Below are 24,883 nucleotides of genomic sequence, written 5' to 3'. Positions count from 1 at the left end.
AACCGTCCATCGTCTGAGCAGCACTAAGGCTTAGGTACCACCAACACTACCTTTTCCTTATCCAATACCACGGCTCCATCGGGCATTCCCTTAGGTTTACGTACATATTTCTTTGGCGTCACTATAACCGGACATAAGCTGTCCGATTTTCGTTTAGAATGATAGGCCGCTATTTCGGCCGCACGTTCTATAACCGGTTCGGGGAAGTTTTTACCAGGCTGATACTTAATCACCACATGGCTACCCGACACATCGCGGGCATGGAGCCACAAATCTTCCTTAAAAGCGTATTGTTTGGTAAGCAGATCATTATTCTTCGCATTCCTTCCTATCAATATGGTAAAGCCCATAAACTCCACCTTTTTAAAGAGCTCCACCTCATCGGCAGTATGGACCTTTCCAGTCAATAATTGTTCATTCTTGATATAGGTTCGAAGCGCTCGGAGCATATCGATTTCATTGATCTCCTCAAGCTGACGTTGAAGCTTCTCCAACTCGCCTTGCCGATGCATGATACTGTCGTTCAGTCGATCGAGTTCTATTTTCTCATTTTTGGACTTACGGTAATATCCTTCCGCATTTTTCTGTGGACTCCAGTCTTTCTTTAGTTTAATTTTGATGGGTTGATCCCGGTAAAAATCATACAACTCCACCTGCTCCGTCCTGGGCGGAATTTGGTGTAAATTGGCCATGAGGATATGACCAATCTCCTCATTTTTGACCCCTTCTTCCAGCCGAACTAACTTCTCAAAAGTATTTTCAAGGTAATTTTCAGTTTGAACGATCCGCTTTTTTATCACCCGAACAATCTCCCCTTTCTCCTTATCGATCCCATTGAGTCGAACTTGCCGATAATAAAATTGATTTAAGCCCTCCAAGGGATCGTCATAGTGAACGCCTTCACCAGCCTCAGGCAAGGCAATCAGCGAAAAGGTGGGAACCATATCCACATCATAAATATAGTAATGGCCCTGCTCCATCTCTGCCAATAGGTTCTGCACCACCTGCCACTGTTGTAATGGATCCGGTATTCCTGCTAGCCTTTTTTTAAGAACGGCATTCACTAGCTTCCCAAAAGTTGGAAACAAGGACTTAAGCTGCCTGTCGGACTGCAAAAATGCCTCATAATCTTGTTCTAATGGGCGGTCTAAAGCCCCTAGTTGTATATTCTGATCGGCTATGAGTCTATTATTAAAAAGGCTGGTAACATTACCTTGATTACTGAATCCAACGATATTGGATCGGTTTCCAAACAATTTGAATACCAACACGGCGCCGGAGTCGCAGTCGAAACGAAGGGCACGCTCATTGAGGCAGACCCGAACCCGCTCGATCCGCTGGTTTTTGAATTCGTTGAAAAGGTTGACACTATTCCTCCGAGCCCGGTCAAACTTTTCAGGGAAACTAAGGCATGAAAAATCGGGCCGGAAGGTCGCTTTAATGAAGAATGGGTGGGTCAGTGTATCGCCATCCGGACCATCGCCAAAAACGACCAATAGTTCATTTTTTTCCTGACTAAAGGCCTCAATAAAATATTTGCCCGACAACTGTTGATGCAACTTAGGGGCCAACTTTTTTAAAAAATAATAATTCTGATGCAAGGTAGTACGAATGAATAAAAAGCGAAATCAATGATTTAATTTGTCTTCTAGGAGGTCCATCTCACTCATTACACGCTCTAGCAGGCCTTTTTCTCGTAGCCATTCGTCGTTATAATAGGTATTGAGGTAGCGCTCTCCCGAATCGCATATAAGGGTAACGATAGAACCCGTTTCTCCTTGCCTGCGCATATTTTCGGCTAGTTCCAGCACCCCACAAAAATTGGTACCCGTGGAGCCGCCAACCCGACGGTTGAGCTTACGGGAAAGCACCCGCATGGCCGCAAAACCGCTACAGTCTGGGACATTGATCATATAATCGACGATAGAGGGAATAAAGGACGGCTCTACCCGAGGGCGTCCTATGCCCTCTACCCGTGAGGCGGTGGGGCAAGAGGCAGCAGCATCGCCCGACTTCCAGTAGTCATAGAACACCGAATTCTCGGGATCCACCACGCAGAGCTTACTGCTATAGCGCTCATAACGGACATAACGGCCTATGGTCGCGGAGGTTCCCCCTGTGCCAGCCCCTACGACGATCCAGCTAGGAATGGGATGCGGCTCCCTGCGCATTTGCAAGAATATCGATTCCGCAATATTATTGTTTCCCCGCCAGTCGGTAGCCCTCTCGGCAAAGGTAAACTGATCCATAAAATGCCCCCCGGTATCGCTGGCGATCTGCCCCGATACGGCATAAACCTCAGAGGGGTGGTCTACAAAATGACAGCGTCCTCCATAAAATTCGATGGCTTGAATCTTATCGGTACTGGTGGTAGCAGGCATAACCGCTATAAACGGAAGCCCCAACAATCGGGCGAAATATGCTTCAGAAACGGCAGTAGACCCACTGGAGGCCTCAATAATAGGGGTGTTCTCCTTAATCCAACCGTTGCATAAGGCATATAAAAAAAGCGACCGAGCGAGGCGGTGTTTGAGACTGCCCGTTGGATGCGTAGATTCATCTTTGAAGTAAATGTCGATTCCTTCGAAAGCCGGCAGCTCTAGGGTAATAAGATGGGTATCGGCCGATCTTTGATAATCCGCCTCTATTTTTTCAATGGCTCCAACGACCCATTGCTCATTATTTTTTGGTTTCTGATTCATTTTCATGGTTCTTCGCAAACTCAAAGGCCCGATTATGGCTATTAATTCGAAGCAATTTAGTCGAATTCGTGCAAAACAACGATTTTATAATTACGTTCCCTCCCATTGTAGCGCTGTTTTGAGACCCATGGGGTCGGTATCGGGCACGATTGTAATACCAAACTAAAGTGCTCTTCCTGGACATATTAGAAGGTACAAAAATGGTAACATCAAAGTTTTTGGTCTTTATGATCAAGGGGAAGGGCATTTTCACTATCTTGACGACGAAACGTATTATTGACTACCTAAATTGAATTCGACCATAATGTTAGCTGCAAAAAAAGTTTATTGGGCATGTATCCTCATCTTTAGTTCTTCTGTTCTGTTTTCCTGTGACACACAAAACACAAAAGATGAACTAGTAGAATCGGATTCGCTAACCAACCATATAGCCGACTCACTCATGTTGGACGCGAAGACCAGGGACCACCTGTTATATAGGGCTACATTGGATTCCGTATACCAGTCTAACCCCCGTAATGTACTTACGGCGCTGATGCTTGGTAATGAACGTTTCAGTCAAAAAACCGATTTTTTACGCAAATCGGAGGAAGTTATTCCTGACACCGCACTCAGGAGAAAGCCCTTTCTGATATTGACAGATATAGACCTTCCCAGCTCATTGGAAAATATATTTGACCTTAACGAAAAAATGTTTTTGCAGGTGTCGAGTCCCGCTTGCCTTACCAACCCCAAACAAATGGCCGTTATGGAATATGCGGTTCAATATGCAGGTACTAAGGTCATTATGATATTGGCTCATAATAATAGTAAAATAATAGGTGCAGCCTGCGACAACGTGCAAACGGGCCTCTTTCCTTATATCACCAAGGAGCTTCAAAATGCCATGACCACCACCCAGGAGTTTGCCGATCGCTCCTCAGCCAATAAAGATTTTGTGGACCATGTAGCCAAAAACCAAGCTCAAATTTCGATCACCCAGATTATGTCTCAAAGTCCTCTCCTGAAGCAATTGGTCATGGACGGAAAAGTAGTAGTACTCAGCGCTTTTTATAATGATAAGACCGGAGTAGTAACCCCCTTAAAAGACAATAACCCACTCAATTCTCTGACTAAAAATTAATACGTATGGCTTTGCTTCTAAATGCGGAGGGGATGTTTCAACTCCCTCTTAGCAATCCAGTACTGATATTCTCATTGGTTCTGTTTATAATCCTTTTCGTGCCCCTTTTGCTCAACAAGCTTAGAATCCCTTATGTAATAGGATTGATTTTGGCGGGGGTAGTAATAGGTGAGCACGGGGCCAACTTACTGCGGCGCGACAGTAGCATCGTCCTATTCGGGACGGTAGGCCTTATATATATCATGTTTTTGGCCGCCTTAGAGATAGACATGAAGGAGTTCAAGAAGAACAGCGCCAAGAGCCTGGTCTTCGGAATCTTTACCTTTGCGGTACCCATGATCGTCGCTACCCCTGCGGCACGTTACCTGTTAGAGTATAGCTGGATGACCAGTATACTTTTTGCCAGTATGCTGGCCTCGCATACCCTGATCGCCTACCCAGTAGCTGCCCGATTCAATGTGCATAAGATCATGTCGGCAACCATCGCCGTGGGAGGGACCATTATTACGGATATCCTCTCCCTGCTGGTATTGGCGGTGATTGCCAAAATGAGTCAGGGCGAAATCAACCAAGCCTTCTGGGTGCGACTGGGCATATCGGTCGTTATTTTCGCTCTAATTGTCTGGTTTATATTCCCCATTATCGCCCGATGGTTTTTCAAGAGATTCGACGACAACATTTCCCAATATATTTTTGTATTGGCCATGGTATTCCTAGGCGCCTTCTTAGCCGAACTAGCCGGGATAGAGGCCATCATTGGGGCCTTTTTGGCGGGTTTGGCACTTAATAGACTAATACCGCACCATTCCCCATTAATGAACCGTATCGACTTCGTCGGAAACGCTCTTTTTATCCCCTTCTTTTTGATAGGCGTAGGGATGCTGGTGGACCTAAAAGTACTATTTAAAAGTCTGGACTCCCTGAAGGTGGCCGGTGTAATGACAGCCGCCGCCTTACTTTCGAAATGGCTGGCGGCCTATATTACCCAGAAAATCTACAAAATGAATGCCAACGAACGTACCCTGATCTTCGGCTTGAGTTCGGCCAGGGCAGCCGCTACCTTGGCAACGGTGCTGGTGGGGTATAATATCATATTAGGACAGAATGAGCTGGGCGAGCCCATGCGCTTGCTCAACGAAGACGTCTTAAACGGATGTTTGATCATGATCCTGATTACCTGTTCGGTTTCGTCAGTAGCTACCGCAAGGGCCGCGGCCAAGCTAGCTCAGGAGCAAGATGCTGGCAAAAAAGAGCCTAGCGATAAAGACACCCGCAACATTCTGATAGCGGCCTCTAAGGCCGAAACCATAGATCCCATGACCGAGCTCGCATTGCTGATGCAGCCTCGAAAACTTGAACAGAATATATTCGTATTGTCGGTAATAAGTTCGGACACCGACGACCGAGAGGCCGAGGAACGTAGATTCAAGACCTACCAGGATAGAATGGTGGCTACTGCAGCCGCTACAGACGTTATCCTGAACACCCTGATACGTTACGATGTCAATTTCGTGTCCGGAATTCAACACACCCTCGAGGAAAAAAGAATCCATGAAGTCATTATAGGTCAAGATAAAAGTAAATACGACGGCCTGTCGGCTACCGGGATCAAGTCTCAACGGTTACTAGACCGATGCCCACAGATCATATACCTCATACATGGCGTTCAACCCCTGAACACCATTCATAATATGACGGTGGTATGCCCCGACCAAGCCGATCTGGAGCCATCGTTTTTTATCCTAATGGAGCGCATTACCACCATTGCCAAGCAGCTCAACTGCGACTTACATTATTATGGAACCTCCCGTACCCTGGAGGCGCTCCGACGCCTCAATGAAGGCTTTAAGGGCCCGGAGGCCAAGTTTACCGAGTTCGACAACTGGAACGACTTCCTGATTCTTTCTAGGGAGATTAAGGCGGAAGATTTCTTCGTGATCATGTCGGCTAGGCCAGGCAACGTGAGCTATCACCCAGGACTGGCGGAGGTGCCTCGCTACCTGGCCAAATACTTCGGCAAATATAATTATCTGCTCATGTACCCCGACCAACGCTCCGACTTTTCTCAAAGCCCTTCCAATGAGTTTGAGCGCACAGGAGAGTTCCTACAACAGGGTATCACCCAGTTGGGTAAGACGGGAGATAAGCTGATAAAAAATATATTGAGACCGGAATAAGAAACGGTATAGCACTTTGGCCTATAAAATAAGGGCTAAAGCGCTATAACCAGCCCATCATAACCCAAGCGAACGTTTGGTGGGAGCTCTTGCTCCACCTCGGCATGCTTTCCCAGTTTATGGCTCATATGGGTAAGATATACCTGGGGGATGGAGAGTTTCTCTACCAAGGCCAAGGACTGAGCTAGCGTAAAATGTGATAAATGAGGTTGCTTTTGTAAGGTATCGAGTACCAGCACTTTGGTACCCTTTATTTTCTGTTGTTCTTGCTCCGAAATGTAGTTAACATCGGTGATATACGTAAAGTCACCAATCCTAAATCCAAAAACGGGAAGTTTATGATGCAGTACATCGATCGGGGTGATCGTCAGCTCTCCGATAGCAAAGGGATGATTTTGGATAGGATGCATTTCAAACTGCGGGACGCCGGGATATCGATATTCAGAAAAAGCATAGGCGAACTCCGTCCTAATCTGCTCCAAAACACAATCCCTTCCGTATAAAGGGATATCCATTCCCTGGAGGTGGTTAAAGGCGCGGGCGTCGTCGAGGCCAGCGGTATGATCCTTGTGGGGGTGTGTAAAAAGGATAGCGTCCAGCCGCTTCACTCCTGCCCGCAGCATTTGTGTCCGGAAGTCGGGGCCTGTATCGATCACCAGCGACTTGCCTTGGTGTTCGATCCATACCGAAACGCGAAGCCTTTTATCGCGCGGGTCCTCCGATTGACATACAGGGCACTCGCAGGCGATAACGGGTATCCCCTGCGAAGTGCCTGTTCCTAATAAGGTAATCTTCATGCAATTGCTCCTCCCTATTCTGTCAGATGTGCTACCACTTCTACCAAACGATCGAAGTTAAGCGGTTTCATTAGGGCGTCGTCGAAGCCAGCCTCTTTAAAGTCTTCTTCTGAGTAGTTTTTTGCATTTCCGGTAATAGCAACTATAGGAGTTTTGGCCTTTTTGGCATCAGAAAATCCACGAATGGTCCGTGCACATTCCATACCATCCATAATCGGCATGTTGATATCCAAAAGGATAATGTCAAAATCTTCCTTTTCAAGCAGCTTAATCACCTGCTCGCCATTTTTTACGGAGGTTATTTCGTAGTGTTGGAATTCAAGAATCTTCCTTGCCAGGTTTTGAATTACTGAACTGTCTTCGGCAATGAGTACTCGTTTTGTGTAGGACATATGATGAATCAGGTATTGGTTTTTAAAAATTTGCCAGGACAATTTAAAGATTTTTCAATCAACAACCCAAATCCTTGGCGGTATGATCTCAAAATTAGAACAAATATGTAAATAAATTTTCTATTGCTTCTCAAACCTAGATTTGAAATGTAAGTTTGCATAAAAATAGCGAATAATTCCATTAATATGTTTAAGAATAAACTGATCCGATACAGCACTGTGGCCATGGTGCTCGCCATACTGGCCTATTTTTTCGTTGAAAATTTTACAGGAAGGACCTCTGGCGACTCTATGGACGAACTTTTAGCGACCAACCCCCAGGCCTACGTTGATCAGATAATGAAAAAAAGAGCTGAAAAAGACGAACTTTTTAGAGATGGCGACGACTCCCCTATCGCCGACAAAGCGGCTTTTCACGGCCTACATTACTTTAAGGTCAATCCCGAATACCGGGTAAAAGCCAATGTAGTTCCTTATACTGGCGATGATCGGACCCTCAAGGTGCGCTATACCGACGGTACTGAAGATAATTATGAACGCTTTGGAATGGCTAACTTCACCATCAATGGCCAACCATTAAAACTGATGATACTGAAAAACGAAGGGAGCTTATCTATCCTCTTCAGAGATGAAACCAGTGGCAAGGAGAGTTACGGTGGTGGCCGCTACCTCGATTACCCCTTATCGAATCTACAAAATAATGTACTCACCATCGATTTCAATGAGGCCTACAATCCTTATTGTGCCTATCAGGAGAGCTTCGCCTGCCCCGTTCCTCCAAAAGAGAACACCCTGCCAGTGGCCATTTTTGCCGGGGAACAATACGAAGAAGCGATGCACTAGTAATGCCAAACGCATTGCCGTTGGTGAATCTATGCAAAACAATCGATGCGAGTCAGTACCAGTTTATGGTCAGAATAGCTAAATTTGCAAGAATAAAGTGTCACTAAAATAAGTTTATCCAAATAATTAATGACATCGTGTAGCGTCTGTTTTCGAGTCAGATCCAAGCACCCAGGATGTCTATGATTTAGAATTAAAAATGCATGAAAATCTCATATAAGTGGTTACAGGAGTTCGTTGATTTTAAAGAGTCACCAGAGGAAATAAGTAAAATATTGACTTCTGCAGGATTGGAAGTGGAGGGCATCGAGGAGATAGAGTCTATAAAAGGAGGACTTAAGAATGTAGTCGTCGGACAGGTGCTCACATGTGTAAAACACCCACAGGCCGATAGACTGAAGCTTACCACCGTCGACACGGGCCAAGGATCCCCCTTATCGATCGTATGTGGGGCTCCCAATGTAGCTGCCGGACAAAAAGTACTCGTAGCCACCATAGGCGCCGAACTCTATCCTTCGGGCAGTGAGACGCCATTGGTCATTAAAAAATCAAAAATTCGTGGGGAAGTATCCGAGGGGATGATTTGTGCCGAAGATGAACTCGGCTTGGGCCAGTCGCACGACGGCATCCTGGTACTACCCGAAGAAGTAGAAGTGGGCACTCCTGCTTCTACCTATTTGAGTATTAGCTCCGATTTTCAGATAGAAATAGGACTCACTCCTAACCGTGCTGACGCAGCCTCTCACCTAGGAGTGGCACGAGACCTGAAGGCGGCCTTAAACAAGCCTTTGACCCTTCCCAATATCGAAAACTTCACTATAGCACGCACCGACGCCCCAGTGGCCGTCCGTGTAGAAAACGAAGAGGCCTGTCCGCGCTATGCTGGCCTGACGATAAAAGGGCTGAAAGTGGGTGAATCACCTGAATGGCTACGCCAACGCTTACAGACCATTGGGGTAAGGAATATTAATAATGTAGTGGATGTTACCAACTTTGTTCTTCATGAACTTGGCCAACCCCTACACGCTTTCGACCTGGCCAAGGTGACCGGCAACGAGATCATCGTAAAAACCTTGTCGGAAGGAACCCGTTTTACGACCCTCGACGAGCAAGAACGTAAGCTAGCGGCCACCGACCTGATGATCTGCAACCAATCGGAGCCTATGTGCATAGCCGGGGTATTTGGCGGACTAGAGTCGGGCGTGACCGAAAGCACTACCGATATCTTTCTGGAATCCGCTTATTTCTCCCCTATTTCGGTGCGGAAGACGGCCCAGAATCATAGTTTAAAAACAGACTCTTCTTTCCGTTTCGAAAGAGGAACAGACCCTAACATGCCGATTTTTGCCCTAAAAAGGGCGGCTATGCTCCTGATAGAGGTGGCGGGTGGCGAAGTATCTTCGGAAATTACCGATCTTTACCCCCATCCCATCATGGACTTCCGGATTCCTGTATTGTACCGGCATATAGACCGCCTGATTGGCAAAGAACTAGGAAAGCAAACAATTTTGGACATTCTAGAAGGACTAGACATTACCGTGGCCGATACCACAGAGCTTGGCTTTACGGCTATAGTACCTCCTTATAGAGTGGACGTTCAGAGGGAAGCCGATATCATCGAAGAGATTCTCCGGATATATGGCTTCGACCAGGTGGAACTTTCCGACGCCTTGAGCTCCAGCTTTATTTCGGAATTCCCCACCAACGATCCTGAAAAGCTTAAACTTAGAATTGCCGAACAACTCGCTGCTAAGGGGTATATAGAGACTATCAACAATTCGCTCACTAAGCCCGAATGGCAGGCGTCGATAGCCGAAAGTATGCCTGGAGAGCCTGTAAATATACTAAACTACCTGAGCGTGGACCTGTCGGTAATGCGTCAGACCCTCCTCTTTTCGGGCTTGGAAGTCATAGCGCATAACGTAAACCGTCGACAAAAAGACCTTAAACTTTTTGAATTCGGGAAGATATATTTCCAGAAAGGAGAAAAATATTCTGAAAAAGAACAACTCAGCCTATTCCTTACCGGCCATGCAGGGGAAGAAACATGGATAGAAAAATCCAGAGACGTGGTATTTCATGACCTCTCGGGTATGGTAAGCCAGGTATTGGCAGTAATGAAAGTGAAACAATTGGAGCAAACTCCCGCCGACCCCAATATATTCAGCTATGGTCTCACTTACACGCTCAACAAAAAGCCCCTCGTTTCATTTGGGTTGCTTAAACCGGCCATCCACAAATTGGTAGATGTAAAAGTTCCCGTTTTCATGGCGGAGTTCGACTGGGACTTGCTGTTTAAGCAATACGACGGCATGGTCGCCTTCCAAGAGGTAGTCAAATTCCCAGAGGTACGGCGCGACTTGTCGGTAGTGGTCGACAAGCAAGTTACCTTCCAACAGTTAAATCAGTTGGCACGCAAAACAGAAAAGCAGTTGCTTAGATCGGTGAACGTGTTCGACGTTTATGAAGGAGAAAACTTAGGGGGTAAAAAATCCTATTCCTTGAGCTTTATACTACAAGACGAAAAACAAACGCTGACCGATAAGGTAATAGAAAAGACGATGCAACGTTTTATCACTACCTTTGAAAAAGAGCTACAGGCCACCATTAGAAAGTAACCATTGCTAAGCTGCATTTTTTCGTATGTATCTTGAGTTTTATTTGGAGAACCCTTTGAGCGCCATGTAAAATAAAAATGTACCTTATGGAGCCCAATCATCCACGTATTCTGGAGCAGAAATTGTCAGAATTTGAAAAGAAACTGGCCATCTTAATCAACATCAAAGAGACCCTTGATTGGACGGTACATGAGCTACAACGTGAAAATGCAGAGCTAAAGAAATCAAATCAGAAACTACAAGAAGAAACTAAAAATTTAAAGAAAAAATACAGTAGTTTAGAAAAAGACTTTAATAAGTCTAAAAGTTTCGCTAAAATTGTCACTAGTAAACTGACACCAACAGCCGGCATGGCCGAACTGAAAGCAACGGTTGAACAATATATTGAAGAGATAGATAAGTGCATATTAATGCTTGAAGATACCTTATGAAAAAGAACAGCATTTCAAATCCGGATGTTTCTGTTTTTATCAAATTCATGGATAAAGGCTTCAAATTGAGTGTCCCAGCGGACCAAGAACGCTATTATCGTGAAGGTTACGAGGTATTCATAGAACGTGTAGAACAGCATAAATCAAAGAAAAACGGATATGATGATATCGAGGCAATTGGATTAACGGCAATAGAATGCTTGGTAGCCCTACAGCGCATGCGTGAAGAAATGGACGGCCTTACAGAGGCCTTTCAAGGACGAATGGAGCGCATAGAAGAGACAGTTACCAGCGCCATTGAAAGTTAATATTTGATTTTGTAGTAATATAATATCCACGAATGCTAAGATATTTTTAGTCTAAACAATTCTCTTCTTGGTTCAATAGCTCCTTCAGCTCGACATGAATAGGCTTCTAGTCGGTTTATCCCAACTATTTGTAAACACTATTTAAAATGTCAAGTTCAATTATTTTCATTCTATTACTATCCGTTATCATCGCCGTCGGCGTGGGTATTATGGCGGGTAAATACATATTCAAGAAGTCCTTTGACCACTTGGAGAAAGAAGCGACCGATAAGGCCGCCGATATTATCCGAAATGCCGAAGCCGCCGCCGACAATATTAAGAAAGACCGCATCTTAGAAGCCAAAGAGAAGTACCTGCGATTGAAGGGTGAGTTTGAGGAAGAAGCCAACAAAAAAAGGAATATCCTGCAGTCGAATGAGCAAAAACTCAAGCAACGGGAACAGAACCTCAACCAAACGATTGAGCAAAATAAGAAGCGGGAAAACGAGCTAGAATCGCTTAAAAACGGCCTGAGCCAACAGTTAGAAGTAGCTAGCAAGAAAAAAGAAGAGGCCGAAAAACTTTTGCAACAGCAGGTTTCGCAGCTAGAAAAAATCGCTAACCTTACCGCCGATCAGGCCAGGGAACAGCTTGTAGATGCCTTAAAGGCCGAAGCCGACACCAGAGCCGGATCGTACGTAAAAAGTGCTATGGAAGAGGCACGCCTGACGGCCACCAAGGAAGCCAAGAAAATCGTGATCGAAACCATTCAACGCACAGCCGCGGAGCATGCCATAGAAAACTGTGTTTCGGTATTTAATATCGAAAACGACGACATCAAAGGAAAAATAATAGGTAGAGAAGGTCGCAATATCCGCGCCTTGGAAGCGGCCACGGGTGTGGAGATTATCGTCGACGATACCCCAGAGGCCATCGTAATATCAGGCTTCGACCCTGTAAGAAGGGAGATCGCCCGGCTCTCTCTCCACCGTCTGGTTCAGGATGGCCGTATTCACCCCGCCCGTATAGAGGAAGTGGTAGCCAAAACACGTAAAAACATCGACGATGAAATCGTTGAAATCGGCGAGCGTACCGTTATCGATTTAGGAATCCATGGCCTACACCCCGAACTCGTGAAAATGATAGGACGCATGCGCTTCCGGTCATCTTATGGCCAAAACCTGCTTCAGCACTCCCGTGAGGTAGCTAAGCTTTGTGCTACCATGGCCTCAGAGCTAGGATTGAACACGAAGCTAGCCAAGAGGGCCGGTCTACTCCATGATATCGGAAAAGTGTGGCCCGAGGAGTCGGACCTTCCACATGCTATCCTGGGTATGGAATTGGCTAAAAAGTACAAAGAAAACCACGAGGTCTGCAACGCTATAGGCGCTCACCACGACGAAATAGAAATGACCAGCATGCTGTCGCCGATCATCCAGGTTTGTGATGCCATATCGGGATCTCGCCCAGGGGCACGCCGCGAAATGATGGAGTCCTATATTCAGCGGCTACGCGACCTTGAGAATATGGCGATGGCCTTCGACGGGGTAGAAAAATGTTATGCTATACAAGCCGGAAGGGAACTCAGAGTGATCATCGATTCGGAGAATGTTTCCGATGAAAAAGCAGGCATGCTCTCTTTTGAAATTTCTCAAAAAATCGAAAAAGAAATGCAGTATCCCGGCCAAATCAAAATCACCGTCATCCGCGAAATGCGCTCGGTGGCTTATGCACGTTAATTAGAACCAACCCACATGAAATACTCACAGCTGACCAGTTCTCAGCGACTGGCCATAACCACGCTCGGCGAACTAAGAAAAGCAGGTTATTACACGATTTCAGTAAAGGAAGAGTTACGGCAAAACTTAATATCAAGGATCCGAAATAAGGAAAATAATTTCCCCGGAATATGGGGCTATGAGGAGACGGTCATCCCAGAAGTAGAAAGAGCCATTCTTTCTATGCATAATATCAATTTCTTAGGACTAAGGGGTCAGGCCAAAACACGTATTGCCCGGATGATGGTGCAGCTACTCGACGAGTATGTACCCTATGTGGCGGGATCCGACATTCACGACGACCCCTTGCACCCAATCTCCTATTATGCCTTGGCCCAGGTGAAGGAGCATGGCGAGGATACCCCTATTGCTTGGCTGCACCGGGACGAGCGCTATACCGAAAAGCTCGCAACCCCCGATGTGTCGGTAGCCGACCTAATCGGCGATGTCGATCCTATTAAGGCCGCTACCCTGAAGCTCCCGTATTCGGACGAAAGGGTGATACATTTTGGGTTGATCCCAAGATCGCACAGAGGAATATTTGTCATTAACGAACTACCTGATTTGCAAGCGCGTATACAGGTAGCCCTATTTAATATTTTGCAGGAAGGCGATATCCAGATTCGAGGCTTTAAGATCCGCCTACCTTTGGATATACAGTTTGTATTTACTGCCAACCCCGAAGATTATACCAATCGGGGCAGTATAGTCACTCCCCTAAAGGATCGGATAGAAAGTCAGATCGTCACCCACTACCCTAAGTCCATAGAAGTAGGGCTCAAAATTACCCAACAAGAGGCCTTTGTAAAAGAACAACAGTCCGAAATGGTAGAAGTGAACGACCTCTCCAAGATCTTGATTGAGCAGGTCGCTTTTGAAGCCAGAGAAAGTGAATATGTAGATGCTAAAAGTGGGGTATCGGCCCGACTAACCATCTCGGCCTACGAAAGTCTGTTGAGCACGGCCGAAAGAAGGGCACTGCTTAATGACGAAACCAAGACCCAGGTTCGTATTTCTGATATTTACGGGGTGGTGTCAGCTATCTGTGGAAAGGTAGAGCTGGTATACGAAGGCGAGGTAGAAGGCCCCGTGATCGTGGCTCAAAACCTCATCGGCAAGGCTTTAAGAACTCAGTTTTTAGCCTATTTCCCGGATCCTGAAAAAGCCAAAAAAAGCAAGATTAACCCCTATGCCAAAGTGGTAGAATGGTTTAGCAATGGCAATACCATGGAAATGCCCATGGACATGACCGACAGGGAATATGCCGCTCGCCTCCGAACCATCGATGGGTTGGACGACTTCGTAGATCTATTAAGTATTTCGGTACAAGAATCGGACCGACTGTTTATGATGGAATTTGCACTTCACGGCATGGCCGAATTCTCCTTGATTGGAAAACAATCTATGGACGAAGGAATCAAGTTTCAAGATTTGGTCAGTAGCATGTTCTCCGGGCCCGACGACGACTATGATATGGATGAAGACTCGGACGACGACCTCTTTTAAATAATCCTACTCGCAAAAAAGGCTCAGAATTCATTAGAATCTGAGCCTTTTTTAGGTTCTATACTTTTTACATTTTATTCTGGCTTGCCATCATCGTGAACGTTAGGCTCGCTGGTGTCTATTAGCAAATCGGGCACATTATTGACCTTAGCCCTCACCTTCGCTTCAAGTTCTTCCATCAGTTCAGGATTGTCGCGAATCAGCGCCTTTACCGAATCACGGCCCTGCCCGAGACGATTGCCGTCGTAGCTAAACCATGACCCCGATTTTTTGACGATTTCTAGCTCCACAGCTAGGTCAATGATTTCGCCTACTTTCGATATTCCCTCTCCGTACATGATATCGAATTCCACCACCTTAAAGGGAGGAGCCACCTTGTTTTTCACCACTTTTACGCGGGTACGGTTCCCTAGGATAGCGTCGGCACTCTCTTTTATCTGCCCTATTCGACGGATATCAAGGCGAACAGATGCATAGTATTTCAGGGCGTTACCCCCTGTTGTTGTTTCAGGATTACCGAACATTACCCCAATTTTCTCTCTTAATTGGTTAATAAAGATACAGCAGCATCCTGTTTTATTGATCACGCCAGTCAGCTTTCGCAGGGCCTGAGACATCAGCCTTGCTTGTAGCCCCATTTTACTATCGCCCATCTCGCCTTCCAATTCGGCTCGGGGTACCAATGCCGCCACAGAGTCAATTACGATAATATCGACGGCTCCGCTGCTAATCAGGTGCTCAGCAATCTCCAAGGCTTGCTCTCCGCTGTCGGGCTGCGAAATAAGCAAATTACTGGTGTCGATACCTAGCTTTTCGGCATATATACGATCGAAAGCGTGCTCAGCATCTATAAAAGCTGCTAGGCCTCCAGCCTTCTGAGCCTCCGCAATAGAGTGCATGGCCAGGGTGGTCTTACCCGACGACTCAGGACCATATATCTCTACCACCCTTCCACGTGGCAAGCCGCCTACGCCAAGGGCCAAGTCCAAGCCCAATGACCCTGTAGAAATAACGGGGACGTCCAAAACCTTGGTATCGCTCAGGCGCATTACGGCTCCTTTACCAAAGGTTTTATCGAGTTTCTCTAAGGTGGTTTGTAAGGCTTTTAGTTTGTTTTCTTTATCTGATGCTTGTGCCATATATGGTCAGGTGAATTTAGTTTGTGTAAATTAATTTCCGTATACATAACATCCAGTATCAGCACGTTAGGCCAGATGGATGCAACTGTAAATTTATTCCTTTTAATTGTATATTCAAGGCTATTCGGATATTAATAGCCAATTTTGATTCAAAAAATATCAATCATGGTAGGTTTTTGGATATTTTTAAGATCATAAAACTCTTTAGTTCTTCTAGGTAGGCTTTCCATGCTTTGCTAAGGCATTTCAGGTATTGGGCTGACGTCCATCATAATTTAAATATTCGGTCCACTTTAGCTTTGCACTCAATATTTATTTACTACCTGCCAATATTCATGATCATACTTATTTTCTTTATTGCACATTGGTATCTGTCCTTGCTCATGCAAACTTTCTTTTTACACAGATACGCTGCCCACAAAATGTTTACCATGAGTCCTTTCTGGGAGAAAACATTTTATATAGCCACCTGGATCTTTCAGGGCTCTTCCTTTTTGAGCCCCTATGCCTATGGCGTCATGCATCGCTTACACCATGCATATGCCGACACTGAAAACGACCCTCATTCACCTAGCTTCTCCAATAGTGTGATGGATATGATGTGGAAAACAAAAAACTACTATAATAAGATCGTCCACAAGACCGACACCATCGACCCTAAGTTTAAAAAAGGTGTGCCTAACTGGGTCCCTATGGAAAAACTTGGAGATATGTGGGTATCACGAATCGGTTGGGGCGTACTTTATGTGGTGTTTTACCTGCAATTTGCTACGGAATGGTGGATGTTTTTGCTATTGCCCTTTCATTTCCTGATGGGCCCTATCCATGGCGTAATTATCAACTGGTATGCACACCGCTATGGGTATGTAAACTTTAAAGTAGACGATACCGCAAAGAACTTACTTCCTTTCGACTTTTTGATGATGGGCGAATCGTATCATAACAACCACCATAAATATGGTGGCAGGGCCAATTTTGGATTCAAATGGCATGAATTTGACCCTACTTATCCGTTTATTTTATTATTAAATAAACTTAAAATTATTAAGCTGAAGCCTAATAATGACCTGAACTATATGTAATCCATAAAATAACGACTAATTTGCTATCCAGAGTTTAGAGCGTCGCTCTAGGCTCTGGATTTTTACTATAAATTAGAATACATTGAAGAAAGCATTTTTAGTCTTGGGTGTTTTACTCATTGGGTCGGGCCTCTATTATCGGGAACTACTGAGCTATGGTTACATGCAGGCCAAGGGACAATTAGACATCATCTGGAATGTGGTACCTGTGGAAGAAGTTCTTCAGGATCCGAGCTTTCCGGATTCACTAAAAGCGCAAATTCGACTGATCGAGGAAATCAAGCAATTTGGCGTGGACTCCTTGGGCCTTACCCCTTCCGACAACTACACGACCTTCTACGATCAAAAGGGCAAGCCACTGATATGGCTAGTGACCGCTTCTGAAAAATACCGTATCAAAGCATACAAATGGCATTTTCCTATCATAGGGAGTTTCCCTTATAAGGGCTATTTCGATTCTACCAGAGCGGTGTCGGACGAACTAGTACTCAAAAATAAAGGCTATGATACTGATATTGGGGAGGTATCGGCTTGGTCTACACTAGGATATCTTAAAGACCCCATTCTATCGAGTATGCTTACCAAAAGTGAGGGAAGCCTGGCCAATTTAATCCTCCATGAACTAACGCATGGTACGTTATTTGTAAAAAGCAACTTAGAACTCAATGAGAATTTAGCAAGTTTTATTGGTAATTATGGGGCTGAACGGTTCTTGATCTTTAAATATGGACCCGACTCTAAGGAACTTAAAAATTATAGATTTAGTAAAAACTATAATGAAGCCTACGCCCAACATATGCTGCGAGGCAGTCAGATTCTGGATAGTTTATACGACAGTTTTGAAACACAAAAGTATTCGGAAATCACAAAGGACTCCTTGAAACACAGCGCCATTGCGGCGATAGTATCGAATATAGATACATTGCTAAATGGAAAAATGGCGTTATATAGTCGTAAAAATAACGAAACGAGGGAGCTGCCGAATAATGCGGTTTTTATTTCCTATAAGACATACAGGTCCCAACAGAAAATATTTAAGAAGGAATTTGAAGAAAAGTATGACAGTAATTTTAAAACTTACCTCAATCAGCTCAAATCCATACACGACTCACCTTAAAGAAATATAATGAAAAGATTAAGTATCATCGGCCTACTGGTTGTCCCTATACTGTGCCTGTATGCCTTCACGCAAAGAGACGAATACCGCGTGGTACCTAACAATAGCTTCGGTACTGGCGAAAGGGTAGAATACCGGGTGCATTATGGCTTTATCAATGCGGCGGAAGCCAAGGTCGACATCGCAAAAAACGTGTCTACGGTGAGCAACCGACCTTGCTATCGGATCAACGTATTTGGCAGAACTGTAGGGGCCTTCGACCTTATTTCACGGGTAAGAGATACTTGGCGCTCCTATGTAGACACCACGGCGATTTTACCCCTGATGTTTCAGCGCAATATCCAAGAAAACAAATACCGAAAAGAGGAAACCGTACTATTTAACCATGGTAAAGACTTGGCTATTTCGACCATTAAAAATGAAACCAAGACCTACCCTGTCCCCAATAACGTTCACGACCTCATCAGTGGGTATTTCTTTTTGCGAACCATCAATTTTGACCGGGTAAGCGAAGGGGATATTATTGAGATGCCCACCTTTTTCGATGGCAAGACTTATAAGTTAAAGGTGCGGTATGTTGGGAAAGACGTGATTAATACCAAATTTGGACGAACCAAGGTATTACGCCTCAACCCTCTGATACCCGACAATAAGTTTTTTAAAGGTGAAGGGGCCATGCGATTATGGGTATCGGACGACGAGAACAAAATCCCACTAAAGGCCGAGGTAGAACTCGCCATTGGTTCCTTGGAAATGGATATCAAGGCCTACAAAGGCTTGAAAACCGACCTCAAGTTCCAGTAAAATGCCCTTCGCCATCGCATGAGTGTGGGAATAGGGAATGACATCCGGTTATTAGAAATCTTAATAATAGGAACTGCTTCGGCGGCAAAGCTTGCATAAAAACTGGAAATAGAAGCTATCGGTGGAGATTCGAAATCAAATAGTTTTAGGTCTTTGGAATTCCTTTGCAGATAGCGATCGATCAGAAGGGTACGGGCGTTCCCCCTCCGGCCCACTGTGTCGGAGGCGTTAAATAGGTATATGGCATGTCCCATCGATTCGACAATCAATATACCGGCATGGATCTGCCCCGCTAGGCATGCATATTGAATACTGACACGCACCTTTGCCAGACTTACAATGCGCCGCAACGACTCATAGGCCCGAGGATGTACGCCTATGGTCGGGGCATGATATTTCTTAAACAGTTCGATGAGTGGATTCATATCGGTAGAATCTACTATGGACCATCCATACCTATTTGCGCTCCTTAAGTTTCTGCGGCGATCGGCAGTATATAGGCGCCCGCTGCTCCCCTCAGCGATACGCAGCCAATGCGTATGCTCCAATTCCACATTTCCTACGAGTAATGAGCGTCCCTTTTCGGACGCAAGCGCTGCTCCATGGTATGGAGAAAAGGAATAGCTAGAGATATAGGAATAATGACGGACCATAGCCGATACGAATTGCTTCAAAACATCGGCTGCTATGGCCTCTTGAGCGAAGACACCCAGATATTGGCAGAAGTAGGGTTGAGATACCACCCAATGCCCCCATTTTCGTCTTAAGGGTATGGGCATCACCAGGGAATATCCTGTCGAACCACCGACGACCAAGGCTTCCCAGCGCTCACATACCCGATCCAAATACCAGCTAAAGGCATATAGGACTCCTTGCCGGCTATGGGAGATTAACCGATCCCATTGGGCGTCGTCGATTGCAGCTCTAGGTACCCTTCTGATATCCATAACTACCCCGGGTTATTCCCCTCACAGGGGCGAGTACTCATCTTACTAAAGATTACTTAAAGTAGCTGCGAAGTTTTTGTAAAGTTTCGTCCACATCGGGGGTTTCATCCATAAGTAAGTTGATACTCTGGATGGAGTGAATCACCGTACTATGATCGCGGCCACCAAAATGATAGCCAATCGATTTTAGAGGCAATTCAGTATATTCTTTGGCCAGAAACATCGCCAGCTGACGCGGATATACTACTTCTTTTTTGCGGCTCTTACTCTTTAAGTCGGCAATAGATATTTGAAAATAATCGGCGATGACCTCCTGAATGGTGTCGATGGTCACCTCTTTATTTTCATTCATAACGATATTCTTCAGCGTATTTTTCGCTAGCTCCACGTCAATTTCACGCCGAGTAAGGGAGGCCTGCGCCATCAAGGATACGATTACCCCTTCCAATTCTCTAACATTAGAATTGACACTATGGGCAATGTACTCGATCACGTCGAAATCGATCGCTATGCCTTCCGACTGAATTTTTTTCTGGATAATGGCTATCCTCGTTTCGTAATCCGGCGTCTGCAGATCGGCCGTCAAGCCCCATTTAAACCGTGACAATAGACGATCCTGCAGGCCTTGCAATTCTCTAGGAGGGCGATCACTCGTCATGATGATCTGCTTACCTAGCTGATGCAAATGGTTAAAGATATGAAAGAAAGTATCTTGTGTCTTCTCCTTGCCCGAGAGGAATTGTACGTCGTCGATCGCTAGTACGTCCACCTTCATATAGAAATCGGTAAACTCCTGTAAGGTGTTGTTTTTGATGGAGTTTATAAACTGATTGGTAAACTTTTCGGAAGAGACATACAGGACCATCTTGTTGTCAAAATGATTCATAATGTAATTTCCTATGGCCTGAACTAGGTGTGTTTTCCCCAATCCTACCCCACCATACATCATCAAAGGGTTAAAGGAGGTAAGCCCAGGGCGCTGTGCTACGGCAAAGCCTGCTGAGCGTGCAAGGCGGTTACAATCTCCTTCTATAAAGTTATCAAAAGAGTAATTGGCGTTCAAATAGGTATCCAAATTCATCGAATCTTGGTCCTTTCCCGAGCCATTGACTCCTTTACGGGGGTCGGTACCAAAGTTATCGGGCCCGGCATAATGAGCAGACTTAGGCGCCGATACGTTCATCGTGAGGGGTTGGTGACTATCGTTGCCCTTATCGACAATGATAGAATACTCCAATAGGCCATCCCGGCCAATGGCATAGTCCAACGCCTTGCGCAACAAATTTACATAATTATCCTCCAGCCATTCGTAGAAAAACTGGCTTGGAACCTGAATCGTCAACACTTTACCAATGAGTTTTAACGGACGTATGGGCTCGAACCAAGTCTTAAAACTTTCTTCGGGAATGTGTTGCTGGACTACCCTTAAACAGGCATCCCAGATCTGATCAACTTCTCTATATGTAGTTACTCTTTCCAATGTATGAATTCCAAGGCCTTGATGTTAAAACTTAAAAGGACGGCAAAGATATAAAATACCTGCATGCCAAGACGAAATGATTTTCAATTTAACATGCTGAACGGGCTTAAACAAGTTTATTTTTTGTTTGTATCGGTACGCTAGCATCAATTTTTTCCTAAATTAGCCCCATGACCCGCATAAAAGTCAAATATTACTTTTTATAATACCATTGCCGATCTAAGGAAATATTATATTCATAAGCTCAATAACACGATTTATGTGTTTAGATTCATCAATAAGCGAGTTTTCGGTACCCAATCCCGGAGATTGGCAAAAAAAAGCCGAAGCGGAATTGCACAAACCCCTATCTCAGCTTACCCCCTGGGAGATTGGTAGCGGCGTGCTCTCCGATCGTTACTATAAAAAACTATTCCTGACCGAAGCCCAGCTACATTTTAATCAACAGGCGCAAAAAAAAACCAAGGGTCTGGTTCAAGTGATTCCCGTCCGTAGTTTTGACATGGCAGTAATACACCTGGAAAATACTCATATGACGGAGATGGGTGGATTATGGCTAGACTATACCACTTGGTCAGCCGAGCAACGAAAGACCTTCCTCGAGAAGCGTAAGGCTATACCACACCTCACGGTGTATGCTCTGGCTAGCGAGGGCCATGAAGTATGGATGGGCACCGAGCTCCCCACATCGTCGCCCGGGGGCCATGCGATAGACCCTTTGGCACTGTGGATGAGCCAAAAAACTCCCCATTTGTCGTACATGGACAGGCTGGCACAGGCGCTAAAAACGAAACACCCACCGGGCTTTTTCAGCTTTATGATCGATGGGCAAATATATGAAGCCGCCGGAGGCGATCCGGTTTTGGAACTAAGCCTGATTACCGCTGCATTAGTCTTTTATCTCGACTTTTTTACCGACCGAGGCATCCCCCCACAGTCGGTTCTTGAGGCTGCATTCTTTACGATATCGATAGGGCCAAATTATCTGTCAGAAATAGCCAAAATCAGGGCTTTAAGAGTCCTGGTCAATCAAATAGGCCGATACTATGAAATTCCGCCGGCAGCCATCAATCCCTATATTGTCGGGTCATGCTCGGAACGTTACTATAAAGCTTCGGAGTCCTATTTGAACCTGGCAAGGATGACTACCCAAGCCATGAGTATCGCCATGGGCGGCTGTGATGCCATCTTGATGCCCGCTGCACAGGTCGAGCCACCATCAGCCGGACTGACGTTACCTCAAAATATCCCCTTGCTCTTAGGTTATGAGGCAAAAATTGGCCACATCGTCGACCCAACTGCTGGCGCTTACTTGTTTGAGCAAATGACCCAAGGAATTAAAGAGGCTGCATGGAGACAATTTTTGGACTGGGAGTCCTACGGCGGTATCCTGCAGGCCTTCGACTCGGGCCTAGTGCGTGCTAAGCTCGATGAAGCATGGGAGCGACAATTATCGGCGTATTCGCCCGACTCCTCCACGATACCGGCCCCTAAACCCCTATCCCAACAAAAGCCTCACAGTATATACCTAGTACCCAGGAGCTTTTCTTCCAAGACTACAAACCTATGAAACCCGATTTTCGTCACGACCCATTCCTATCATCATCGGAGCCCAAAGACGGGTATAGATTAGCGCCTAGGTTAGCATTTGCCTGCTATGATGCGGGTATCCCGCCTTACCTACGAGGCCCCTATGCCTCCATGTATATAGAACGCCCCTGGACCATCCGGCAATATGCTGGTTTCTCTACGGCAGAAGCTTCCAATACTTTTTACAAAAATAATTTGAAAGCGGGTCAAAAGGGACTTTCCGTGGCCTTCGACCTCCCCACGCATCGGGGGTATGATTCCGACCATCCACGTGTGCCGGGCGATGTGGGTATGGCAGGGGTGGCCATCGACACCGTAGAGGACATGAAGATTCTCTTCCAGGACATCCCCTTGGACGGCATGTCGGTATCGATGACCATGAATGGTGCCGTAATTCCCATTATGGCTTTTTATATCGTGGCCGGAATGGAACAGGGTGTAGCCCTAGAACGGCTGACGGGGACCATCCAGAATGACATCCTCAAAGAATTTATGGTCAGAAACACATACATCTATCCTCCCGAGCCGTCGATGCGCATTGTAGGCGACATTTTTGCTTATTGTACCCGGTTCATGCCACGCTTTAATACCATCAGCGTGAGTGGGTATCATATGCATGAAGCCGGGGCTCCCGCCCATATGGAGCTGGCCTATACCTTGGCCGATGGTTTAGAATATCTGCGTGTAGGCATCAAATCGGGCATGAAAATCGATCAGTTCGCCCCCCGTGTGTCCTTCTTCTGGGGCATAGGCATGAATCATTTCGAAGAAATAGCCAAGCTACGGGCGGCTCGACTGCTATGGGCCAGGATAGTGAAACAGTTTGACCCCGAATTAGAGAAGTCCATGGCCCTCCGTACCCATTGCCAAACGAGTGGCTATAGCCTTACCCAACAGCGCCCTTTCAACAATATTGCCCGTACCACCATAGAGGCCCTGGCCGCTGTGATGGGCCACACCCAGTCGCTACACACCAATTCATTCGACGAGGCCTTAGCCCTTCCCAGTGAATTTACGGCCGAAATAGCCCGTAGCACCCAACTCTACCTACAAAATGAAACGGACATCTGCCGGGCGGTCGATCCATGGGGAGGCTCGTATTATATGGAATCGTTAACCGAAAAGCTAGCGTCACAGGCTTGGGAGTTGATAGAAGAAGTAGAAAAAATGGGCGGGATGACCGCCGCTATAGGGCTGGGAATCCCTAAAATGCGTATCGAAGAAGAGGCTACCCGAAAGCAAGCCCGTATAGATAAAGGCGAGGAGGTCATAGTAGGTATTAACGAATTTCAATCCACCGAAAATAACGCCTTCGACCTCTTGGACATTGACAATAAATCGGTGAGAGAAACCCAGATCAAAGCGCTCACCTCCATCAAAAACAGCAGAAACAACCAAGAAGTCCAACGCGCCCTAGACGAACTCACCCGAGCCTGCGAACGCTCAGGGGGGCAGGACATGACTTCTAATTTACTATATTTAGCGGTGGAAGCAGCCAAAAAAAGGGCTACTTTAGGAGAAATATCGGATGCCATGGAAAAACGATTTGGGCGATACCAAGCTACCACCCGAAGTGTGTCGGGGGTGTACCATTCCGAGCTTCAACAAGACAAAGACTACCAAACGGCTTTGGAATTGGCCAGTAAATTTGCCCGACTAGAGGGTCGGCAGCCCAGGATACTTGTGGCTAAGATGGGCCAGGACGGCCACGACCGAGGGGCTAAAATTATTGCCACAGGCTTTGCCGACCTAGGCTTCGACGTCGACATTGGGCCGTTATTTCAAACTCCGGCCGAGGTAGTAAACCAAGCCCTGGACAACGACGTCGATGTAATTGGCATTTCTAGCCTCGCTGCAGGCCACAAAGCCATGATTCCCGCCCTAATGGAGGAGTTGTCGGCTCACCATCGAAAAGACATACTCGTCGTATTGGGAGGAGTTATCCCCCCTGGCGACTATGAATTTCTATACAAGCTGGGTGTAAAAGGTATATACGGACCAGGCACGGTCATGACCCTTGCAGCGACGGATATCCTGCAACAGCTGCTGCTGTCAGAATAGGCCTAGGAC

The 24,883-nt window shown here is 45.9% G+C and carries 20 protein-coding genes; 13 read left to right on the top strand and 7 right to left on the bottom strand.

Going from position 1 to position 24,883, the window contains the following annotated elements; genetic code table 11:
• Nucleotides 1-23 precede the first annotated feature (23 nt).
• Both CLV98_RS11100 and CLV98_RS11095 read right to left on the bottom strand, forming a co-directional pair.
• The gene (locus CLV98_RS11100) at nt 24-1,571 is read right to left on the bottom strand and encodes an NFACT RNA binding domain-containing protein (protein ID WP_229203320.1); all 1,548 of its coding nucleotides are present in this window, start codon (nt 1,569-1,571) and stop codon (nt 24-26) included.
• 57 nt (nt 1,572-1,628) lie between these two features.
• Nucleotides 1,629-2,702 carry a PLP-dependent cysteine synthase family protein gene (locus CLV98_RS11095; RefSeq protein WP_109674458.1) on the bottom strand — a complete coding sequence of 358 codons (1,074 nt, stop codon included), beginning with the start codon at nt 2,700-2,702 and terminating at the stop codon, nt 1,629-1,631.
• Nucleotides 2,703-3,144: 442 nt separating this feature from the next.
• Here CLV98_RS11095 and CLV98_RS11090 point away from each other — a divergent pair, with 442 nt between their 5' ends.
• Nucleotides 3,145-3,825, top strand: coding sequence for a carbonic anhydrase (locus CLV98_RS11090; protein ID WP_158281232.1), 681 nt, complete (start codon nt 3,145-3,147; stop codon nt 3,823-3,825).
• Nucleotides 3,826-3,830: 5 nt separating this feature from the next.
• Entirely contained in the window at nt 3,831-6,002 is a 2,172-nt protein-coding gene (locus CLV98_RS11085) for a cation:proton antiporter (protein WP_229203319.1), read from the top strand.
• A gap of 35 nt (nt 6,003-6,037) precedes the next feature.
• Here the strand turns inward: CLV98_RS11085 and CLV98_RS11080 are convergent, their stop codons facing one another.
• Together CLV98_RS11080 and CLV98_RS11075 are read right to left on the bottom strand one after the other, a co-directional pair.
• Nucleotides 6,038-6,799: an MBL fold metallo-hydrolase gene (locus CLV98_RS11080; RefSeq protein WP_109674367.1), complete on the bottom strand. Its 762-nt coding sequence runs from the start codon at nt 6,797-6,799 to the stop codon at nt 6,038-6,040.
• A 14-nt stretch (nt 6,800-6,813) separates the two neighbouring features.
• Nucleotides 6,814-7,191: a response regulator gene (locus CLV98_RS11075; RefSeq protein WP_109674366.1), complete on the bottom strand. Its 378-nt coding sequence runs from the start codon at nt 7,189-7,191 to the stop codon at nt 6,814-6,816.
• 186 nt (nt 7,192-7,377) lie between these two features.
• On the opposite strand from CLV98_RS11075, the gene CLV98_RS11070 reads away from it, so the two are divergent.
• The 6 genes from CLV98_RS11070 (at nt 7,378) to CLV98_RS11045 (ending at nt 14,654) form a co-directional block, all read left to right on the top strand.
• A complete protein-coding gene (locus CLV98_RS11070; RefSeq protein ID WP_109674365.1) occupies nt 7,378-8,034 on the top strand; it encodes a DUF1684 domain-containing protein in 657 nt (218 codons plus the stop codon).
• 203 nt (nt 8,035-8,237) lie between these two features.
• Entirely contained in the window at nt 8,238-10,652 is a 2,415-nt protein-coding gene (gene pheT / locus CLV98_RS11065) for a phenylalanine--tRNA ligase subunit beta (protein ID WP_109674364.1), read from the top strand.
• 86 nt (nt 10,653-10,738) lie between these two features.
• Nucleotides 10,739-11,083 carry a hypothetical protein gene (locus tag CLV98_RS11060; RefSeq protein WP_109674456.1) on the top strand — a complete coding sequence of 115 codons (345 nt, stop codon included), beginning with the start codon at nt 10,739-10,741 and terminating at the stop codon, nt 11,081-11,083.
• Nucleotides 11,080-11,391, top strand: coding sequence for a cell division protein ZapA (locus CLV98_RS11055; protein ID WP_109674363.1), 312 nt, complete (start codon nt 11,080-11,082; stop codon nt 11,389-11,391). Before CLV98_RS11060 ends, CLV98_RS11055 begins: the two co-directional genes overlap by 4 nt.
• Before the next feature lie 146 nt (nt 11,392-11,537).
• Nucleotides 11,538-13,109, top strand: coding sequence for a ribonuclease Y (rny, locus tag CLV98_RS11050; protein ID WP_109674362.1), 1,572 nt, complete (start codon nt 11,538-11,540; stop codon nt 13,107-13,109).
• Between the two features lie 15 nt (nt 13,110-13,124).
• Entirely contained in the window at nt 13,125-14,654 is a 1,530-nt protein-coding gene (locus CLV98_RS11045; RefSeq protein WP_109674361.1) for a magnesium chelatase ATPase subunit I, read from the top strand.
• A gap of 74 nt (nt 14,655-14,728) precedes the next feature.
• Here the strand turns inward: CLV98_RS11045 and recA are convergent, their stop codons facing one another.
• Nucleotides 14,729-15,793, bottom strand: coding sequence for a recombinase RecA (gene recA, locus CLV98_RS11040; RefSeq protein WP_109674360.1), 1,065 nt, complete (start codon nt 15,791-15,793; stop codon nt 14,729-14,731).
• Between the two features lie 335 nt (nt 15,794-16,128).
• Between recA and CLV98_RS11035 the strand changes: the two genes are divergently transcribed.
• From CLV98_RS11035 to CLV98_RS11025, 3 genes are all read left to right on the top strand, one after another.
• A complete protein-coding gene (locus CLV98_RS11035; RefSeq protein WP_109674359.1) occupies nt 16,129-16,875 on the top strand; it encodes an acyl-CoA desaturase in 747 nt (248 codons plus the stop codon).
• Between the two features lie 82 nt (nt 16,876-16,957).
• Complete coding sequence (locus tag CLV98_RS11030; RefSeq protein ID WP_229203318.1) at nt 16,958-17,992, top strand: aminopeptidase; 1,035 nt, start codon at nt 16,958-16,960, stop codon at nt 17,990-17,992.
• A 9-nt stretch (nt 17,993-18,001) separates the two neighbouring features.
• Nucleotides 18,002-18,796 carry a DUF3108 domain-containing protein gene (locus CLV98_RS11025; RefSeq protein WP_109674358.1) on the top strand — a complete coding sequence of 265 codons (795 nt, stop codon included), beginning with the start codon at nt 18,002-18,004 and terminating at the stop codon, nt 18,794-18,796.
• Here CLV98_RS11025 and CLV98_RS11020 read toward each other — a convergent pair.
• Nucleotides 18,760-19,743 (bottom strand): GNAT family N-acetyltransferase, encoded by a 984-nt coding sequence (locus CLV98_RS11020; protein WP_109674357.1) that lies wholly within the window; start codon nt 19,741-19,743, stop codon nt 18,760-18,762. The genes CLV98_RS11025 and CLV98_RS11020 overlap by 37 nt on opposite strands.
• A gap of 52 nt (nt 19,744-19,795) precedes the next feature.
• The gene (gene dnaA, locus CLV98_RS11015) at nt 19,796-21,223 is read right to left on the bottom strand and encodes a chromosomal replication initiator protein DnaA (RefSeq protein ID WP_109674356.1); all 1,428 of its coding nucleotides are present in this window, start codon (nt 21,221-21,223) and stop codon (nt 19,796-19,798) included.
• 259 nt (nt 21,224-21,482) lie between these two features.
• Here dnaA and CLV98_RS11010 point away from each other — a divergent pair, with 259 nt between their 5' ends.
• Together CLV98_RS11010 and scpA are read left to right on the top strand one after the other, a co-directional pair.
• Nucleotides 21,483-22,793 (top strand): methylmalonyl-CoA mutase family protein, encoded by a 1,311-nt coding sequence (locus tag CLV98_RS11010; protein WP_109674355.1) that lies wholly within the window; start codon nt 21,483-21,485, stop codon nt 22,791-22,793.
• The gene (scpA, locus tag CLV98_RS11005; RefSeq protein ID WP_109674354.1) at nt 22,790-24,874 is read left to right on the top strand and encodes a methylmalonyl-CoA mutase; all 2,085 of its coding nucleotides are present in this window, start codon (nt 22,790-22,792) and stop codon (nt 24,872-24,874) included. The genes CLV98_RS11010 and scpA overlap by 4 nt, the downstream gene beginning before the upstream one ends.
• The last annotated feature ends 9 nt before the right edge of the window (nt 24,875-24,883 follow it).

This window comes from Dyadobacter jejuensis, from assembly GCF_003149085.1.
GTDB classification, from domain to species: domain Bacteria; phylum Bacteroidota; class Bacteroidia; order Cytophagales; family Spirosomataceae; genus Dyadobacter; species Dyadobacter jejuensis.
This window is presented reverse-complemented; position numbering and strand designations above follow the sequence as displayed.

Coding starts and splice junctions, on each gene's coding strand:
- CLV98_RS11095 (WP_109674458.1), bottom strand. CDS start 2,702: ATGAATCAGAAACCAAAAAATAATGAGCAATGGGTCGTTGGAGCCATT.
- CLV98_RS11090 (WP_158281232.1), top strand. CDS start 3,145: ATGTTGGACGCGAAGACCAGGGACCACCTGTTATATAGGGCTACATTG.
- CLV98_RS11085 (WP_229203319.1), top strand. CDS start 3,831: ATGGCTTTGCTTCTAAATGCGGAGGGGATGTTTCAACTCCCTCTTAGC.
- CLV98_RS11080 (WP_109674367.1), bottom strand. CDS start 6,799: ATGAAGATTACCTTATTAGGAACAGGCACTTCGCAGGGGATACCCGTT.
- CLV98_RS11075 (WP_109674366.1), bottom strand. CDS start 7,191: ATGTCCTACACAAAACGAGTACTCATTGCCGAAGACAGTTCAGTAATT.
- CLV98_RS11070 (WP_109674365.1), top strand. CDS start 7,378: ATGTTTAAGAATAAACTGATCCGATACAGCACTGTGGCCATGGTGCTC.
- pheT (WP_109674364.1), top strand. CDS start 8,238: ATGAAAATCTCATATAAGTGGTTACAGGAGTTCGTTGATTTTAAAGAG.
- CLV98_RS11060 (WP_109674456.1), top strand. CDS start 10,739: ATGGAGCCCAATCATCCACGTATTCTGGAGCAGAAATTGTCAGAATTT.
- CLV98_RS11055 (WP_109674363.1), top strand. CDS start 11,080: ATGAAAAAGAACAGCATTTCAAATCCGGATGTTTCTGTTTTTATCAAA.
- rny (WP_109674362.1), top strand. CDS start 11,538: ATGTCAAGTTCAATTATTTTCATTCTATTACTATCCGTTATCATCGCC.
- CLV98_RS11045 (WP_109674361.1), top strand. CDS start 13,125: ATGAAATACTCACAGCTGACCAGTTCTCAGCGACTGGCCATAACCACG.
- recA (WP_109674360.1), bottom strand. CDS start 15,793: ATGGCACAAGCATCAGATAAAGAAAACAAACTAAAAGCCTTACAAACC.
- CLV98_RS11035 (WP_109674359.1), top strand. CDS start 16,129: ATGATCATACTTATTTTCTTTATTGCACATTGGTATCTGTCCTTGCTC.
- CLV98_RS11025 (WP_109674358.1), top strand. CDS start 18,002: ATGAAAAGATTAAGTATCATCGGCCTACTGGTTGTCCCTATACTGTGC.
- CLV98_RS11020 (WP_109674357.1), bottom strand. CDS start 19,743: ATGGATATCAGAAGGGTACCTAGAGCTGCAATCGACGACGCCCAATGG.
- CLV98_RS11010 (WP_109674355.1), top strand. CDS start 21,483: ATGTGTTTAGATTCATCAATAAGCGAGTTTTCGGTACCCAATCCCGGA.
- scpA (WP_109674354.1), top strand. CDS start 22,790: ATGAAACCCGATTTTCGTCACGACCCATTCCTATCATCATCGGAGCCC.